This window comes from Shewanella sp. YLB-07, assembly GCF_009377275.1.
The window spans coordinates 211,325-227,442 of sequence record NZ_VOQB01000005.1 but is presented as its reverse complement, the minus strand read 5'-3'; the positions used below and the strand labels follow the sequence as shown (position 1 = coordinate 227,442).

General features: G+C 44.6%; 16 protein-coding genes. 12 read left to right on the top strand and 4 right to left on the bottom strand.

Annotated features, from left to right (window positions below; genetic code table 11):
• Positions 1-70: 70 nt before the first annotated feature.
• Positions 71-1,126 carry a 3-deoxy-7-phosphoheptulonate synthase AroG gene (aroG, locus tag FS373_RS12945; protein ID WP_152829598.1) on the top strand — a complete coding sequence of 352 codons (1,056 nt, stop codon included), beginning with the start codon at positions 71-73 and terminating at the stop codon, positions 1,124-1,126.
• 162 nt (positions 1,127-1,288) lie between these two features.
• Here the strand turns inward: aroG and FS373_RS12940 are convergent, their stop codons facing one another.
• Complete coding sequence (locus tag FS373_RS12940) at positions 1,289-1,465, bottom strand: hypothetical protein (RefSeq protein WP_144047871.1); 177 nt, start codon at positions 1,463-1,465, stop codon at positions 1,289-1,291.
• Positions 1,466-1,881: 416 nt separating this feature from the next.
• On the opposite strand from FS373_RS12940, the gene FS373_RS12935 reads away from it, so the two are divergent.
• Together FS373_RS12935 and FS373_RS12930 are read left to right on the top strand one after the other, a co-directional pair.
• On the top strand, positions 1,882-3,651 hold the full coding sequence (locus tag FS373_RS12935; RefSeq protein WP_144047870.1) for an ABCB family ABC transporter ATP-binding protein/permease: 1,770 nt from the start codon (positions 1,882-1,884) through the stop codon (positions 3,649-3,651).
• A 166-nt stretch (positions 3,652-3,817) separates the two neighbouring features.
• Positions 3,818-4,081: a hypothetical protein gene (locus FS373_RS12930; protein ID WP_144047869.1), complete on the top strand. Its 264-nt coding sequence runs from the start codon at positions 3,818-3,820 to the stop codon at positions 4,079-4,081.
• Positions 4,082-4,132: 51 nt separating this feature from the next.
• Here FS373_RS12930 and FS373_RS12925 read toward each other — a convergent pair whose 3' ends face one another.
• Both FS373_RS12925 and FS373_RS12920 read right to left on the bottom strand, forming a co-directional pair.
• A complete protein-coding gene (locus FS373_RS12925) occupies positions 4,133-4,336 on the bottom strand; it encodes a hypothetical protein (RefSeq protein WP_144047868.1) in 204 nt (67 codons plus the stop codon).
• A 162-nt stretch (positions 4,337-4,498) separates the two neighbouring features.
• On the bottom strand, positions 4,499-5,029 hold the full coding sequence (locus FS373_RS12920) for a SixA phosphatase family protein (RefSeq protein WP_144047867.1): 531 nt from the start codon (positions 5,027-5,029) through the stop codon (positions 4,499-4,501).
• Positions 5,030-5,166: 137 nt separating this feature from the next.
• Here FS373_RS12920 and FS373_RS12915 point away from each other — a divergent pair, with 137 nt between their 5' ends.
• The 9 genes from FS373_RS12915 (at position 5,167) to FS373_RS12875 (ending at position 14,501) form a co-directional block, all read left to right on the top strand.
• The gene (locus FS373_RS12915; protein WP_144047866.1) at positions 5,167-5,754 is read left to right on the top strand and encodes a DUF5610 domain-containing protein; all 588 of its coding nucleotides are present in this window, start codon (positions 5,167-5,169) and stop codon (positions 5,752-5,754) included.
• A gap of 129 nt (positions 5,755-5,883) precedes the next feature.
• Positions 5,884-6,633, top strand: coding sequence for a ferredoxin--NADP reductase (locus FS373_RS12910; RefSeq protein ID WP_144047865.1), 750 nt, complete (start codon positions 5,884-5,886; stop codon positions 6,631-6,633).
• Between the two features lie 49 nt (positions 6,634-6,682).
• On the top strand, positions 6,683-7,279 hold the full coding sequence (locus tag FS373_RS12905) for a glutathione S-transferase (protein ID WP_152829597.1): 597 nt from the start codon (positions 6,683-6,685) through the stop codon (positions 7,277-7,279).
• 270 nt (positions 7,280-7,549) lie between these two features.
• Positions 7,550-8,557, top strand: a complete 1,008-nt coding sequence (locus tag FS373_RS12900) for an extracellular solute-binding protein (protein ID WP_152829596.1) — start codon at positions 7,550-7,552, stop codon at positions 8,555-8,557.
• Positions 8,558-9,054: 497 nt separating this feature from the next.
• A complete protein-coding gene (locus tag FS373_RS12895) occupies positions 9,055-10,686 on the top strand; it encodes an ABC transporter permease (protein WP_144047862.1) in 1,632 nt (543 codons plus the stop codon).
• Positions 10,687-10,728: 42 nt separating this feature from the next.
• Entirely contained in the window at positions 10,729-11,757 is a 1,029-nt protein-coding gene (locus tag FS373_RS12890; protein WP_144047861.1) for an ABC transporter ATP-binding protein, read from the top strand.
• A 134-nt stretch (positions 11,758-11,891) separates the two neighbouring features.
• Complete coding sequence (locus FS373_RS12885; protein WP_144047860.1) at positions 11,892-12,830, top strand: Dyp-type peroxidase; 939 nt, start codon at positions 11,892-11,894, stop codon at positions 12,828-12,830.
• Between the two features lie 205 nt (positions 12,831-13,035).
• Entirely contained in the window at positions 13,036-13,734 is a 699-nt protein-coding gene (locus tag FS373_RS12880; RefSeq protein WP_144047859.1) for a glutathione S-transferase, read from the top strand.
• A 107-nt stretch (positions 13,735-13,841) separates the two neighbouring features.
• Positions 13,842-14,501, top strand: coding sequence for a glutathione S-transferase family protein (locus FS373_RS12875; protein ID WP_144047858.1), 660 nt, complete (start codon positions 13,842-13,844; stop codon positions 14,499-14,501).
• A gap of 94 nt (positions 14,502-14,595) precedes the next feature.
• Here the strand turns inward: FS373_RS12875 and FS373_RS12870 are convergent, their stop codons facing one another.
• The gene (locus FS373_RS12870; RefSeq protein ID WP_144047857.1) at positions 14,596-15,924 is read right to left on the bottom strand and encodes an aspartate aminotransferase family protein; all 1,329 of its coding nucleotides are present in this window, start codon (positions 15,922-15,924) and stop codon (positions 14,596-14,598) included.
• Positions 15,925-16,118: the final 194 nt, after the last annotated feature.

Sequence of the window (16,118 nt, the reverse complement as noted above, 5' to 3'; positions counted from 1 at the left end):
GGATAAATTGAACTTAGTAGCGCAATTGAGAGAAGTCTGTTTTAACGATAGCCGGAGTGAGTTTATTACCATGTATTACAAAAATGATGACGTTCGAATTAACAAGATCAAAGAATTACTGCCACCAATCGCAATATTTGAGCGATTTCCGGCGACTGAGAATGCATCGGCTACCGTTTTTAACGCACGCGAAAACATCCATCAGATCTTGAAGAAAAATGATGACCGTCTATTGGTTGTCATTGGTCCATGTTCAATCCATGATCCTCAAGCTGCGCTAGAGTATGGTGAGCGTTTAGTAAAGTTGCGTGAGCAATACAAAGATCAGTTAGAGATTGTTATGCGAGTCTATTTCGAAAAGCCCCGCACCACAGTGGGTTGGAAGGGACTGATTAACGATCCATATATGGACAATAGCTTCAGGCTAAACGATGGGCTGAGAACCGCGCGTAAATTATTGCTGGATCTCAACGATCTTGGCATACCTACGGCGGGTGAGTTTCTCGATATGATCACCCCCCAATATGTTGCCGATCTTATGTGTTGGGGAGCGATTGGCGCGAGAACCACAGAGTCGCAAGTACATCGTGAATTGGCTTCGGGTCTGTCCTCTCCGGTAGGTTTTAAGAATGGTACCGATGGCACTATTAAGGTTGCCATTGACGCCATAGGTGCTGCGAGTGCGCCTCATCACTTCTTATCTGTGACTAAGTTCGGTCACTCGGCTATCGTCGAGACCAAAGGTAATTCGGACTGCCATATCATCCTACGGGGTGGTAAGGAACCAAATTACAGCAAGGAGCATGTGAGTACCATCAGTGGGCAACTTGAGAAGGCCGGGTTAGACATTAATATCATGATCGATTTCAGCCATGCCAATAGCTCCAAGCAGTTTAAGCGCCAAATGCTGGTAGGAGATGATGTGGCTGCTCAAGTCTCTAAAGGTAATCATGGGATATTTGGTGTCATGATCGAGAGTAACCTCATCGAAGGCCGTCAAGATTATATTGAAGGCCAACCCCTGTGTTATGGCCAGAGTATTACCGATGCCTGCATCGGCTGGGATGATACTGAGTCAATTTTAGAGACACTTAATCAGAGCATTATTGCCCGTCGCTCGGCTTGATCGCTTATTGTAACTAGAGATTAAGATAGAGACAAAAAAGGAGACCTAGGTCTCCTTTTTTGTCCATGGAAGTATTTATCCGTGATCGCAGGGATAGCGAAAGAGGGGATTTGTGTGTTCAGTAGGAAGTGAAAAATTTCATCTTAACCTAGAATGAATGGATTAACCTTGGTTATGATTGACCAGATATTCATTGGCTTTCGCTAAGCTTCCGAATGAAGCGATAAGATTATTTTGGCCTTTCTGTTGAATGTCTGAGTCTCCGGATTGGGTCATCATCCATATCCAGGTCTGGATGAGTGGCAACGGCGGATATTGAACTTTAGGTGAATCCAGCATGTTTGCTTCCTTTAAAATCGCGTATAAGGGCTGGTCGTTTCCCTTACTTGGTCTGCGTTAAAAAAGAGTATCAAATTATTTTATTGTATTTAACAATAAACGCTACGTTTTAACGATTTTGCAAAAATAATTGCTTTAAGTAGTTCCTTTGTACTATTGGAAATGACGATTTGTAAGCCTAAAGTGCCACTTGGTGGTGACGAGGTGTCTACCGATTAAAGGTTTAGTTGGCTGAATAACTCAGAAAATAGACGTTACACTAGGGAAGCACAGGTGATGTTTATATTTAAAAGTGAACAAACCCTAGCGGCTTATGCTTTAAACTATCATTTGTATGGTTAAACATAGGGTCTTTACTGGTCGGCGACTAGTCTTTGCCTCCTGGGATGCTCAACTTGTATTAGGATTGATAATAAATGCGACCCTCTCTTTATTTCGATGGACCCATAGATAAATTGAATATCCATGTGTTGAAGCTGATTTGGCCCTACCTGTTAGAGTTTAAACAAAGGGTGATTCTGGCCTTATTATGTTTGATTATCGCAAAAGTCGCCAGCGTCTCTCTCCCCTTCATATTAAAGTCTCTGGTGGACGGCTTAAGTGCTGCATCACCCGAGCAATTGCTTAGTGTGCCTATTGCCTTGGTCGTTGCCTATGGCGGACTCAGGTTACTTAATACCTTGATTTCAGAGGTCAGAGATACCTTGTTTGGCCGTGTGACCGAGCGGGCCATCAGAAGGCTGGGACTCAATGTTTTCGAACATCTCCACCGTCTCGACTTAGAATTTCATCTGGAGCGAAGAACCGGAGGTTTGTCCCGGGATATAGAAAGAGGTACCAGCGGCATCAACTTTCTGATGCGCTTTATGGTGTTTAATATCGTGCCTACGATATTAGAAATAGCCTTAGTCGTCGGCATCTTTTTTTATAATTATGGTATCGCCTTTGCGGCAATCACCTTAGGTTCTGTCTTGGCTTATGGACTGTTTTCTGTACTTGCAACTGAATGGCGTACCGAGTACGTGCGAGAAGCCGCTAAGGCGGATTCACACTCTAATACCCGTGCCATCGATAGCCTGCTGAATTATGAAACGGTTAAGTATTTTAATAATGAAGCCTATGAGGCGAGACGTTACGATGAAGCGTTAGAAGAGTGGGAGCATGCAAAACGGAAAAACCGTCTGTCACTGTTTGCCCTCAATGTGGGTCAAGCGCTGATTATTTCGGTGGCAATGACTATGATGTTGGCACTCGCCGCCTATAATGTGGTGCAAGGCGTGATGACCATAGGTGATTTCGTGTTGGTTAATGCCTTTATGATGCAACTTTTCATCCCGCTCAATTTCTTAGGGTTCGTGTATCGGGAAATTCGCGGCGCCTTAGCCAATATTGAGAGGATGTTCGGCCTGTTGAAACGGGTTCCTCTGATTCAGGATAAAGAAGGTGCCAAAGAGGTCTGTCTGGGAGCTGGAGAGTTGAAGTTCGAGTCTGTTAGCTTCAGCTATAATACTCGTCAAATTCTGAAAGATGTAAATTTTACCATTTTGCCCGGACAGAAAGTCGCTATCGTAGGGGATAGTGGGGCGGGTAAGTCTACTATCGTTAAACTGCTTTTTCGTTTCTATGATGTTGAAAAAGGCTGTATTAGCTTAGATGGCGTCAATATCAATAACTTGACTCAAGATGCACTTCGTCAGGCTATCGCCATAGTCCCACAAGATACAGTGTTGTTTAATGACTCTTTGCTAGAAAATATTCGCTACGGACGTCCCGATGCCAGCGATGAGGAGATTCAGCAGGTCATTAACATGGCGCATCTGTCTCATTTCATTGAGACCTTGCCCGAAGGCTGGAATACCCCAGTGGGAGAGAGGGGCTTGAAGTTATCAGGCGGGGAGAAACAGAGGGTCGCTATCGCCAGGGCTATTTTAAAGGGCTCGCCTCTTTTGGTGTTTGATGAAGCGACGTCTTCATTAGATAGCCAATCGGAACAGGCCATATTAAATGCACTGAAAGAGGTGGCTAAAGGGCATACCAGCTTAGTTATTGCCCATAGACTCTCTACCGTTGTCGATGCGGATCAAATCTTGGTGTTGAGCCAAGGACAATTTGTCGAAACGGGTAACCATGAGTCACTTTTAGCCAATGATGGTTTATATGCTAAGTTATGGAACATTCAAAACTGATGTTATACCTAGTGAATATAAATCTACAGACTGACGGAACAATGCTGTAGAATATTCAATATTAGTTAATATAAATGCATATGATTGGTTAATAGTTCAGCATTAGTTCAGGTTCAGTTTGTATAATTACCCTATAAACTGGAAAAAATACGGTGAGATGATAACTATGAAGAATATTCCTTTACAGGTAAACATTGAAGGTCAAGACAGTTTCGTTGATACCGATTGGTTAGCGATAATGGCGACGCTTAAGAAGCGTGGCCTGGAACAAGATGAGTTGTTGAGTCTCTACCTTGAGCTGACATCAGGAATGAGAGTCACGACTCGTGGTCTTAGTCTTGCTAAATTGAATCCTAGTATGGAGGTTCATGGCTTGATTAGAGAGACTAAATTTTCTGCCAATGATTATGCGGGAATGATGGTGGGCTAACTTACTCGATGCTTTTTATTGTCGATTCAGATAATTGGAGAGCGTGCCAGTTTAACCCGCTTTCCAGCCATCACAAGCAATATGAGGCAAGTTTTGGTTAGCTTTAGTTAATGGATCAAATAGACTCAGACTGATAATCTCTCCCTGACGAAAACATACAGACTCCCCTTCGATTACGGTCAGACGATCACAGTTATTGCAGTTCAGAGCACGTTTCTTGGTCGATGGTTTTTGGCTCTCATATTCTGAGTTCAACTTAGCTCTCCCTGTGGTTTTCTGTTGTCGGTCATTCTAGAAAGCAGAGATTCTGCAGTAAGAATCGATAAATATCCAGTGTAGATTATTATATTCATCGCGAAATAGAGCAATTATACTTATAGCTAACCCTCTATCGTTTTCTTCCCACTGATTTCGACGCTATTCTAGCCGTGTAAACTCAACTTCTCCTGAACTGTATATCTTAAGCTCATAGATATTCGAGTATTGATTCTCATCTAAGTCATCAATTTTGGGCCCGCCTAAAGCTGAAATTATCATAGGTATGGTGTTAGAGTGTCCGGCAATGAGCACATCGCCAGCTTGTGCCTCGATGGTGTTAACCGTCGCGATTATATGGGCCTCTAGTCCGGATTTCACATCAATCACTTTGATTGGAATACCTAAGGATTCACTTATGGGGAGTAAGGTTTCCTGAGTCCGTTTGAAGGGTGAGGCGAGTAATTGACTAAATCGGTAGTGTTTCAGTTTATTGACTAGTCGCTCAGCTCTTATTTTTCCAGCCTGGCTAAGGCTTGGGTCTTTATCTTCGCCGGCCGATTTTTCCGCATGCCTGATTAGCACTAAGGTTTTACGCACTTCTAATCGGTCTTGGTTATGGACCTCTGTGGCATTGGCGCTAAGGGATAGTGTCAGGCTGAGGGCCAAAATTACGTATATTAATCTCATCATGATGTTATTTATTGAAGGTTTGCAGTTACATTAGCGAAATGTATAACAATAAAACAGCAATAGGATGGATTAATGCTAAAGCTGGTCGGAAAATAGCCGATAATGGTTAGGTAGAGATATCATCTTGAGAGGCAGTTATGGAAATCAACACCCATGGGACAGAAGTGTCGCGAGTCGCCCGCGATAAATCTGACTCGACAGATAATCACGGTAAAAATGTATCAGATATTGCGCGTAAAGAAACGGCTTTTGCAACCAGTAAACACTTGATGAATACGGCGATTATTTCGGCGCAGCAAGAGGTGAATCTTAGTTCCAGTGATGAGCCTATGATATTACTGTATCGCGCGGCAATAGAAGCCATAAATGAAGAGCTAGCTCCTACCATGGGGGAAAATGCTCTGCAAACTGCCTACGCTAATGGTATCGATACTTCACCTGAAGCTACGGCAGAAAGAATCGTGAGTTTTGCGACTCAGTTCTTCAGCCTACATCAGGGACAAAATGCTAATATGGGATTCGATGAGCAGCTTGACTCTTTTATGGAGATCATTGGTGGCGCCATCGATAAGGGATTTGGTGAGGCCAGGGAGATCTTAAAGGGGCTGCAAGTGCTCGAAGGTGATATCGCCGATGGCGTAGATCAGACCTATTCATTAGTGCAAGAAGGGCTGCAGGAATTCAGAGACAGTTTTAACCAGCTTGATGAAACTGAAGACGCTTAAGCGATAATGTGTGAGCCCGGTCGTTTAACCCGATGATTCAATAGATCGCGATATTATCTTTAATTCATTAGATAAGCGTTAAGCTTTATGCTAAAGATCAATTAGTTGAATTTGTAGCTGGAGCTATGCATGTGGATTGAAGGTGAAGTCGTCGGACGCGTCGATTGGAATGATAAACTGTTTTCATTGAAGATAAGAGCCGATGTTCAGCCTTTTATCGCCGGTCAATTTATCAAACTTAGTCAGGTTATGGGTGATAAACGTGTGGGCAGGGCCTACTCAATTGTTAACTCGCCAGGCGGTGACATCATAGAGGTATTGGCTGTTTCGGTCGAAGACGGCCAACTTTCTCCTAATCTGCAGCAACTCAAGGTGGGTGATAAACTCGATGTCTCACCTAAAGCCTCTGGTTTTATGACCTTAGAGGAGATCCCCAACACCTCTTTTGAAGGCAAGCAGTTGTGGTTATTAGCAACGGGTACGGCTGTAGGCCCCTTTATCTCTATGCTGGAAACGGATGAGCCTTGGAATAGGTTTGAAACTGTGGTCTTAGTTTATGGAGTACGGTTAGCGGAAGATCTGGCTTACAAGGAGCAGCTGTTACAGCTTGAGCGACGCTATCCTAATCAATTCAAACTGGTATTTTCCGTTACACGGGAAGACTTGCCCGAAGCAATACAGACTCGTATCTCGATTGGGATTCAAAGCGGAGAGATACAGAAACTTGTCGGAGTCGAGATCACGGCACAGGATTCACAAGTCATGCTTTGCGGTAACCCGGATATGATATCTGATACCAATAAAATCTTGCTCGATATGGGCTTGGCCAAGAACCTGAGACGTGCGCCGGGCCAGATAACGGTAGAGAAATATTGGTGATAGACCCGCTTATTTTAGTGCATATCTAAACACAAGACATGGAAATCAAATGAAACTCTTCTATTCAGATGCTTCACCTTATTCTCGTTGCGTGAGGCTGGTTATTCGACACTTAAGCATTACTGGGATTGATGAGGTCATGACCAATCCATTGGATAATGGTGAAGACTTACTCGAAATCAACCCGTTGGGAAAGATCCCTTGCTTACAACTCAATGATGGATCGCCTCTGTTCGATAGTGAGGTCATTTTACGTTACTTAGACAGCGAGTTCGGTGAAGGCTTATTGTTCGGTATTCGAGAGCATAACTGGATAGGTGAGAGTCATTTTTCCTTGATTAAAGGCTTGTTAGATAGTGCCGTCGCCTTGAGACAAGAGCAGATGAGGGAAGAGGAGGGCAAATGCTCACCATTTTGGACTGGGCGCTTCGAACAAGCTCTGCTTCGAGGTCTGCGGCATATTGATCAGACTGGTTTAGCCATGAGTCCTGAGCTAACCATACAACAAGTTTGTCTGGCATGTTTATTAGAGTACTTGGATTTTAGACATGGGGAGCTGGAATGGAGAAAGGTGGCACCTGCTTTAGCCATCTGGTTATCAGATTTTGAGCGTCTTCCGGCAATGAAGGCGACTCGACCTAAGTAATACCAATCGGTACCAGTCTTCAGTCTCCATACTGGGTTTAAACCAGAACTCTCAGGGCTTATCTTACTTCCCTTACTAGCATTCATCTTGGATTAAGCTAATTTTAAGCTTATGGGGAACAGGTATAATAAGTTGATAAATATCTCATTTAAGAGACATTATCCCTTATATGACTTGCCGAAAGTGTCAGGATTCATTACCCTTACTGCGATTGATAATAATTATCATTATAGTATTTCACATCGGCGTGTTGTAGAGGGAGATTTTTAGATGAAAATAGCAAAAAGTATGGCCATTTTAGGCTTGGTTTGTTTCGCTTCGGCAGCTAATGCGGCTGAGACGTTGACGGTTTACTCATACCGTCAGGCATTTCTGGTTGAGCCTATCTTAGCTAACTTCACTAAAGAAACCGGTATCGACGTGGATGTGGTTTTCTCCAAGAAAGGGATAGCTGAGCGCATGATGCGTGAAGGCCGTTTATCTCCTGCCGACATCGTACTGACTTCTGATTTCTCTCGTTTGATGGAACTTGTCGACAAAGATCTGGTTATCCCAGTGGATAGCGAGCTGCTGAAGGCGAACATTCCTGCTAAGTATCGCTCCCGGGAAGATAATTGGTACGCCTTGACCATGAGAGTCCGTAACATTTACTCATCGAAAGATAGATTGGGTAAATTAGACATAGATTATGAAGATCTTGCCGATCCTAAGTACAAAGGCAAAATCTGTACCCGCAGTGGTAAGCATCCTTACAATATCTCGCTTGTGGCCTCTATGATTGCGCATCATGGTGAAGCAGAAGCTAAGACTTGGCTCGAGGGATGGAAGGCAAATCTGGCCCGTAAACCTCAAGGCAATGACCGTGCTCAAGTTAAAGCGGTAAAAGAGGGCATGTGTGATATCGCCATAGGCAATAGTTATTATCTAGGCAAGATGCTTCAGGACCCTAAGCAGGTGCCTTGGGCCGAAGCGGTAGAGATTAACTTCCCCAATCAAGATAATCGAGGTTCACATATCAATGTGTCCGGGATGGCGCTGGCTAAGTATTCTAAGCATAAAGATAATGCGATTAAATTGATGGAGTACCTATCGGGTACTGCCGCTCAGAAGAACTACGCCGAGATCAATATGGAGTACCCGGTGAAAGCCGATGTTAAGCCGTCTGACTTAGTGGCCTCATGGGGTGAGTTTAAGGCCGATGAGCTGCCTATATTTAAGCTTGCCGAGTACCACAATGCGGCAGTCAGATTATTGGATGAGGTTAAGTTCGATCTATAAAAAAATATGCTTGAATATGAAATAGCCTTCAATTGAAGGCTATTTTTGTTTGAGTCATGGCTAACATATTTAGTCAGTGATACTAATCGGTATTATAATTCTTCTCATTTAAGCTTAGATTTAGGTTGGTCGGGGATAATACCAACCCTATTTAATATGTGTCCTTTCAGCGGGAGTTCAAAGCGCTGTAGGCAAGGCGGATTTTGAAGCTAATAGTTATTCTCGGCAACAAGCTCCTGCGTTGCTCTACCTTCTGAATTCATTCAGTCGTATATCGAGAACATGTAACGCAGCATAAAGGGCTTTGCCCTTTGCTTTAAACATCGGCCGCACTACGTGAGCCTCTCAGGCGTTCCACTTCTGTGTTGCACTGATTTAAAAGGGAATAACCATTTCTACATCAATGCGCCTTGAATTGAAAAGCCTGAGTGGCTCTGAACTGAACAGATATTTAATGAGGTTGGTATAATACCCCGTCAAATAAAGTGGACCCATCAATGATTTTAGGTTTATCCAGAACTTGGTCTCTCGTCGGCTATCTCATCGCGGCGATAATCATACTGCCACTGTTGGCTATCATAGCTCAGGCCTTCGTTCCCGATGAGGATGTGTTTAGCCATCTTTTTAATACCGTGCTGCCTACTTATATCAGTAATACTATTTTACTTATGCTCGGTGTCTGTATCTGTGCATTGCTGATTGCGACGCCCGCCGCCTGGCTGGTGGCTAAGTGTCAATTCCCCGGGCGGAAAATGTTTCAGTGGGCACTGTTACTTCCCTTAGCTATGCCTGCTTATGTGGTGGCGTATGTCTATACGGATCTATTGGATTATGCCGGACCTGTGCAAAAGATGCTGCGTCTCTGGTTTGACTGGCAATCTCCGAGCGATTATTACTTCCCTGAGGTAAGAAGCTTAGGGGGCGCCTCAGTGGTGCTTGCCCTGGTGCTATTTCCCTATATTTATCTCCTCGCCAGAACGGCCTTTATGGAGCAATCATCTAGTCTGCAACATGCTTCAAGAGTCATGGGCTGTGGTCCCTGGCAGAGCTTTTGGCGCCTGAGTCTGCCTATGGCAAGGCCTGCCTTGGCGGTCGGTGCATCGTTGGTGGCGATGGAGACTGCGGCGGATTTTGCTACTGTGAGTTATTTCGCAGTGCCTACACTAACGACGGCAGTTTACGATACCTGGCTTGGCTATGGCAGCTTATCGGCTGCAGCCAAGCTGTCTGCTATCATGCTATTAGTGGTCTTTTCCATGATAGGCTTCGAGCGGTTTGCACGAAGAAAGCAGCAATTATTTCAGAAGCAATCTGGCCCCAATGAAAACTCTGTATCTAAGCTTAAGGGCGTAAATTCCGGCTTGGCCACAGCCTATTGTAGCCTCTTACTCTTGTTTTCATTCCTGCTGCCGTTTGTTATTTTGTTGCAATATGCCTGGGATTATTTCGATGAAAGTTGGAATGCAGCGTTTTGGCTGTATAGTTTCAACAGTCTTTATATCGCCGCGATTGTCAGTGTTATCGCGGTATTTATCGGCGTATTCTTGATATTCATTCGAAGAATTAGCCCTAGAGCCTCAGATATCTTGCCCTCTCGGCTCGCCTCGACTGGGTATGCACTTCCCGGGACCGTGTTGGCTATCGGTATTCTGGTGCCCTTCACCATGCTGGATTTTGCCGTCAATGATCTCTATGAATATTTTGGTCAAGCAGGACCTGGACTAGTCTTTACCGGTAGTGTATTTATTATTATCTTTGCCTTCTGCATTCGTTTTTCGGCCATCGCCATCGGCAGTGTTGAGAATAGTTATAAACGAATCTCACCTTCACTGGACATGGCGGCTATCACTATGGGGCTTAAGCCTAAAGCCTTGCTGTGGCGAGTACACATTCCATTACTGAGAAAGGGGATCTTCGCTGGGTTATTGCTGGTGTTTATCGAGTGTATGAAGGAGTTACCCGTGGCCTTATTATTACGTCCCGTGGGTTTCGAAAACTTAGCTACTTATGTATTTCAGTTCGTCTCCGATGAGCAACTCGAGCATGGTGCACTCGCCGCGATTGTGATTGTGCTGGTTGGCCTGGTGCCGCTTATTTATTTAAATCGCTCTTTAGAGCAAGAAAACTAACGATTAATCCTTTTGGGTTTTATTTGCCGGAGCAAGGAAAAAATGTCGACATTAAGTATTCGAGGCGTGCACAGTGACTATCAAGGTCAGCAGGTGTTGAAAGGGTTAGATTTAACCCTGGAAAAAGGGGAGATAGCTGCGCTTCTGGGTCCCAGTGGTTGTGGTAAGACGACCTTGCTTAGGGCTATCGCCGGGTTACAAGCCGTGAGCCAAGGTGAAATCAGCATTAATGGCGAAATCTTGACTGGACCTCATGTGTTTACCCCGAGTGAACAAAGAGGCGTTGGGATGATTTTCCAGGATTATGCACTCTTCCCGCATCTTAACGTTGCCGATAATATTCTGTTCGGGGTTAAAGATTTAGATAAGGCTGAAAGATTAGCCAGACTGGATGAGATGCTCGAACTCGTCAAGCTCGAAGGGCTTGCTAAGCGTTATCCCCATGAACTCTCAGGCGGCCAACAACAAAGAGTCTCGATCGCCAGAGCCTTGGCTTATGAGCCTGAGCTATTACTGCTAGATGAGCCTTTCTCTAATATCGATGCCAAGGTACGCGGTGAGATGATGTTAGAGATCCGCAATATTCTGAAACTGAGGAATGTCAGCGCCGTGTTTGTCACACATAGCAAAGACGAAGCCTTCGTGTTCGCCGACAAACTTGCTCTGTTCAAGGAGGGGTATATCGTCCAGTATGGCACGGCAGAGGAGCTATACACGGCGCCCAAGGATAGATATGTCGCGGACTTTTTAGGTAGTGGCAATTATATTCCCGCATCGGTTAAAGATGATTTTGTCGTCGATACACCTATTGGCTTACTCACCAGTACCACACGGCTATCGCATCCAGTAAGCTATCGAGGTGAGATCCTTATCAGGCCCCAGCAACTGGAAATCACCGCCGATGAGCAAGGCCTTGGAGTGATCATAGAGCGTCGCTTCCTGGGTAACATTTGTCATTATCAGGTTCAGGTGTCGCAACATTTCTATGAGGTGAAGAGTCAGCTCAGTCAGCTTATGCCCGGTCAGAAAGTACATCTTCAGGCCCAGGCTCACTCTTTAGTCGTATTCTGAAGATCCCAGATGCCTACTGTGTTAACTTAATTGTTTTCGTCAAAGTGATTAAATGTGCGTTAGTTAATGTCATTATTATCTAAAGTTATGGATAATAATGCCGAAATTGAAATAGTGCTGAAGGTAATTGAGAGATGGATAATCAGGTTATGCCTCGTGAACAGTTAGGTGTGTGTGCGGAAGGAAATTTGCACAGTATATATTTGATGTTTAATGCCAATGAGGGGGTAGAGACAGATCTGCGTCCTTGTATTGCTAATGTGGCTCAATATATTTATGAGTTGACCGATCAATATGCCGATAGTGCATTCAACGGTTTTCTGGCTGTGGGCGCCAACTATTGGGATAGTTTGTATCCTTCTGCCCGTCCGGCTCAACTCAAGCCGTTTCCTGCCATGAATGCCGATAATCGGGATGCACCGGCTCTCGAGTACGATCTCTTCGTTCATGTTCGCTGTGATCGTTTCGATATCTTGCATCTGGTGGCGAATGAAATCTCGCAGATGTTCGAAGGTTTAGTCGACTTGGTCGATGAAGAACGAGGCTTTCGTTTCATGGACAACCGAGATCTTACCGGTTTCGTCGATGGGACAGAAAACCCTAAGGGACGTAGTCGTCAGGAGGTCGCCCTGATCGGTGATGAAGATGCAGCTTTTAAATCGGGCAGTTATATTCATGTACAGAAGTTTGCTCATAACCTGAGTAAATGGAATCGTCTGCCACAGAAAAAGCAGGAAGATATTATCGGTAGAACCAAACAAGATAATATCGAATATGAATCAGCAGATAAGCCGCTCACCAGTCATATCAAGCGCGTCAATCTAAAAGACAGTGATGGTAAGTCAATGGAGATCCTCAGGCAAAGCATGCCTTATGGGTCGGTTAAAGAGCAAGGTTTGATGTTTATCTCAAACTGTCGTAACTCGAATAACTTTGAGAAGATGCTTGAGAGCATGGTTCACGGTGATGGCAATGGAAATCATGATCACCTTCTGCATTTCACTCAGGCGCTGACCGGCTCTTCATTCTTCGCACCATCATTGGATTTTATGCAAACTAAGGCTGGGATTTAACGGCCACCGATTTAGCTGAATCGAAAGAATTTTAATCGAAAAAATCCACTCTCAGTTTGAATGCCGCTAAGTTAAACTTAGTGGCATTTTTTATCCTTGTAAAAAGCTGCCAAGAAAAACGTTAAAATATTTCCATCCTTTTCGAATTACTCTCGTCTTATTCAATGTAGATACAATCCATTCTGTAAAGACGAGAGATAAAAATATGATCAAACTAATTAGCTTTAAAATTTGTCCTTTTGTTCAGCGTGTCACCGCTGCATTAGAAGCCAAGAAGATCCCATTCGAGATTGAATATATCAACCTCAAAGATAAGCCACAGTGGTTCTTAGACTTGGCACCAAATGGTCAGGTGCCTGTGATGATAACTGAGTCTGGCACCGCGTTGTTTGAGTCTGATGCAATCATTGGATATATCGAAGATGAGTATGGTCCTTTGGAGGAAGGGGTGAGCAATGAGCAGCGGGCTCAAGATAGAGCTTGGAGTTACTTAGGGTCTAAACACTATCTGGTTCAATGCGGCACCATGAGTAGCAAGGATAAAGAGATCTTTATCAAGCGTTCAGAAAAGTTGGTTGCGGCCTTTGCTAAGGTTGAGGCCCAGCTTTCCGGCAAGACTAAGTTCTTTAAGTCTGATGAGCTAAGTAATGTCGATATTGCCTGGGTGCCATTGTTGCATCGTGCTGCGATAGTTAAAAAATACACTAATTATGACTTTCTCTGTGGTTTGACCAAGTCTCAGGCTTGGCAACAGAATGTGTTATCTAGCCTAGCCATGGGAAATACAGTTTCGGAAGACTTTGAGCCGCTATTTAAGAATTTTTACCTCACTAATACCTACTTAGGTGAGGGACAAAATGTGCAGCAGGCTGGAATTTGTGGCTCTAGTGCTTGTTGCGGTTAACTAGCGCGAGCTGAGATTAGCTAGCTAGAGTCATCACATTCTCTACTTCCCTTTTATTCAATACTTCCCAGGTAACTTTGAGGGGATTCATCCCCTAGGATTTGATTATGATTAAAGTCATTAGTTTTAAGGTTTGCCCTTTTTTTCAGTACGTAACCGCAATGCTTGAAGCGACTAAGCTGCCTTATGAAGTTGAATATGCTGACTTTGACAATTGTTTGTTCGATATCTCTCCAAATGGCAAAGCGCCAGTGTTAATCACCGAGTCTGGAGAAGTCTTGTTTGATGCCGATGCGATAGTGAGTTATCTGGAGTCGCTTCATGGCGGGATTTATCAGGCCAAGACTAAAGAGGAAGCGGCCTTAATAGAAGCTTGGGCAAATTACGGGTCTAAAAACTACGTGCCACAGTGCAGCACCATGAGAAGTGAAACTCAATCTGAGTTCGAGACTCATCTTGCCGTATTTGAAAAAGCCATTGCGAATATGGAGCGGCAACTCGGTAAGCACTGCTACTTTATGGGCGAAGAGATAAGCCGCGTCGATATTGCCTGGTTACCTATCTTGTATCGTGCGAAATTAGTCGAGGAGAGGATTGATTTCGATTTCTTAGAGAACTACCCACTCGTTAAAAAGTGGCAAATGTCCCTGTTATCTCTGGATATTGTAAAGCATTCTGTCTCAGGTGATTTTGAGCAAGTGTTTAATGATTTCTATCTGTCGACTAGTTATCTGGCAAAGAGCAATAAAGCGAGTCTTACTAGTTAAAAGGGGCTGGTGGGATATTAGAGTAACAAAAGGTGCGGCCATATTTAACCATGGATCGCACCCTTGAGCTTGCTGTGGGTATTTAAGCTAAGCCTTACTTGCGATCGGCTATGGCCTTCGCCATGGCAGCATCGGCAATCTCTTCGAGCTTGGCCAGATCTATGTCCTTATGAGATTCACAGATAAACCAAGGCTCGCGGGAATCAGGCTCAAGCATGATGCCGCTTTTAATCAAGTTATGGGCAAACTCGGTATACAGCTCGCTGTCAGTCTTCTTCCAGTCACGATAGTTATGGGGTACCTGACTGCCGAAGTGAATGCCGAACATGGCATCTGGGCCGGCAAACTTATGCTCGATACCGTGTTTAGTAAATACTCGTGACAACACCTGTTGGATATCGGCGCCGGCTTTATTGATGGTCTCGTAGGCATCGGTTTCATTCAAAATCGTCAGCGTTGCTTTGGCGGCGCTTAGGGCGATCATGTTAGCGGTATAGGTGCCACCGTGAGTAACGCCATTTTTGCCGAAGCCAATCACGTCCATGACTTCCTTGCGACCACCGAAGGCGGCTACCGGATAGCCATTGCCCATGGCCTTAGCGTATGTGGTTAGATCGGCGTGAATGCCATAGAGTTCCTGTGCGCCACCTTTAGCCACGCGGAAACCCGTTTTAACTTCATCCATGATAAGCAAGGTGCCATTGGCATCACAGATATCACGCAATTTTTGCATGTATTCTTGGGTCGAGGCGATGCTGCCACAATTGCCTAGAATCGGCTCTATCACTATGGCCGCAATGTCATCGCCGACACGAGCAAAGACGTCATCAATGGCTGCAAAATCATTAAGAGGGACTGTTTCCAGGTGCTCGCGACTCGCTTCAGGAATACCGCCACCAAAAGCGGCAATCTTTGGCGCCGCTTGGGTTTCGCTGTCCCAATTATCGACATCAGATTTCCACATCATCTCGTCGTATAGACCATGAAAACCGCCTTCAACCACCACAATCTTATTGCGGCCAGTAAAACCGCGGGCGGTACGTACCGCACCAATCACAGCTTCGGTGCCTGAGTTGGCAAAACGCATCTTTTCAATGTTCGGACACATCAGCTTAATCAGCTCGACCACCTGAGAATCAAGATCGGTTGAGAAGCCTGAAATGGTGCCGCGCTCTGTGATGGCAGCAACCACTTCTTGATCGACTCTGCTATCGCGATAGCCCAAGATAATAGGCCCGTAAGCGAGGCGGAAATCGATAAACTCTTGGTCGTCTGCATCGGTAATGGTGCAGCCCAGGCTGCTCTTAACGAATACGGTGTTTTCTTCACCCCAGTAACGGTAGCTATCGGCCACACCCATGGGCATGTTGTTGTGGGCCTGCTTTAGCAGCGCATTGGTGACTGGCTTGTTGGGATTACTCATCTTGTCGGTCTTCATCTTAAAAGTCTGCCGCGTATGATACAGGGCGAGATAGAGCTTTGCTATATCGATAACGGGATCGGATTTAATTTAGCTGGTGTAAGGTTAAATCTTTGTTGATTTGTTGGAATATATTGCAACTTAATTTACTATGTACACTGTGGCAATAGCGTTTTTATTATCTCTTAACGCCTTAT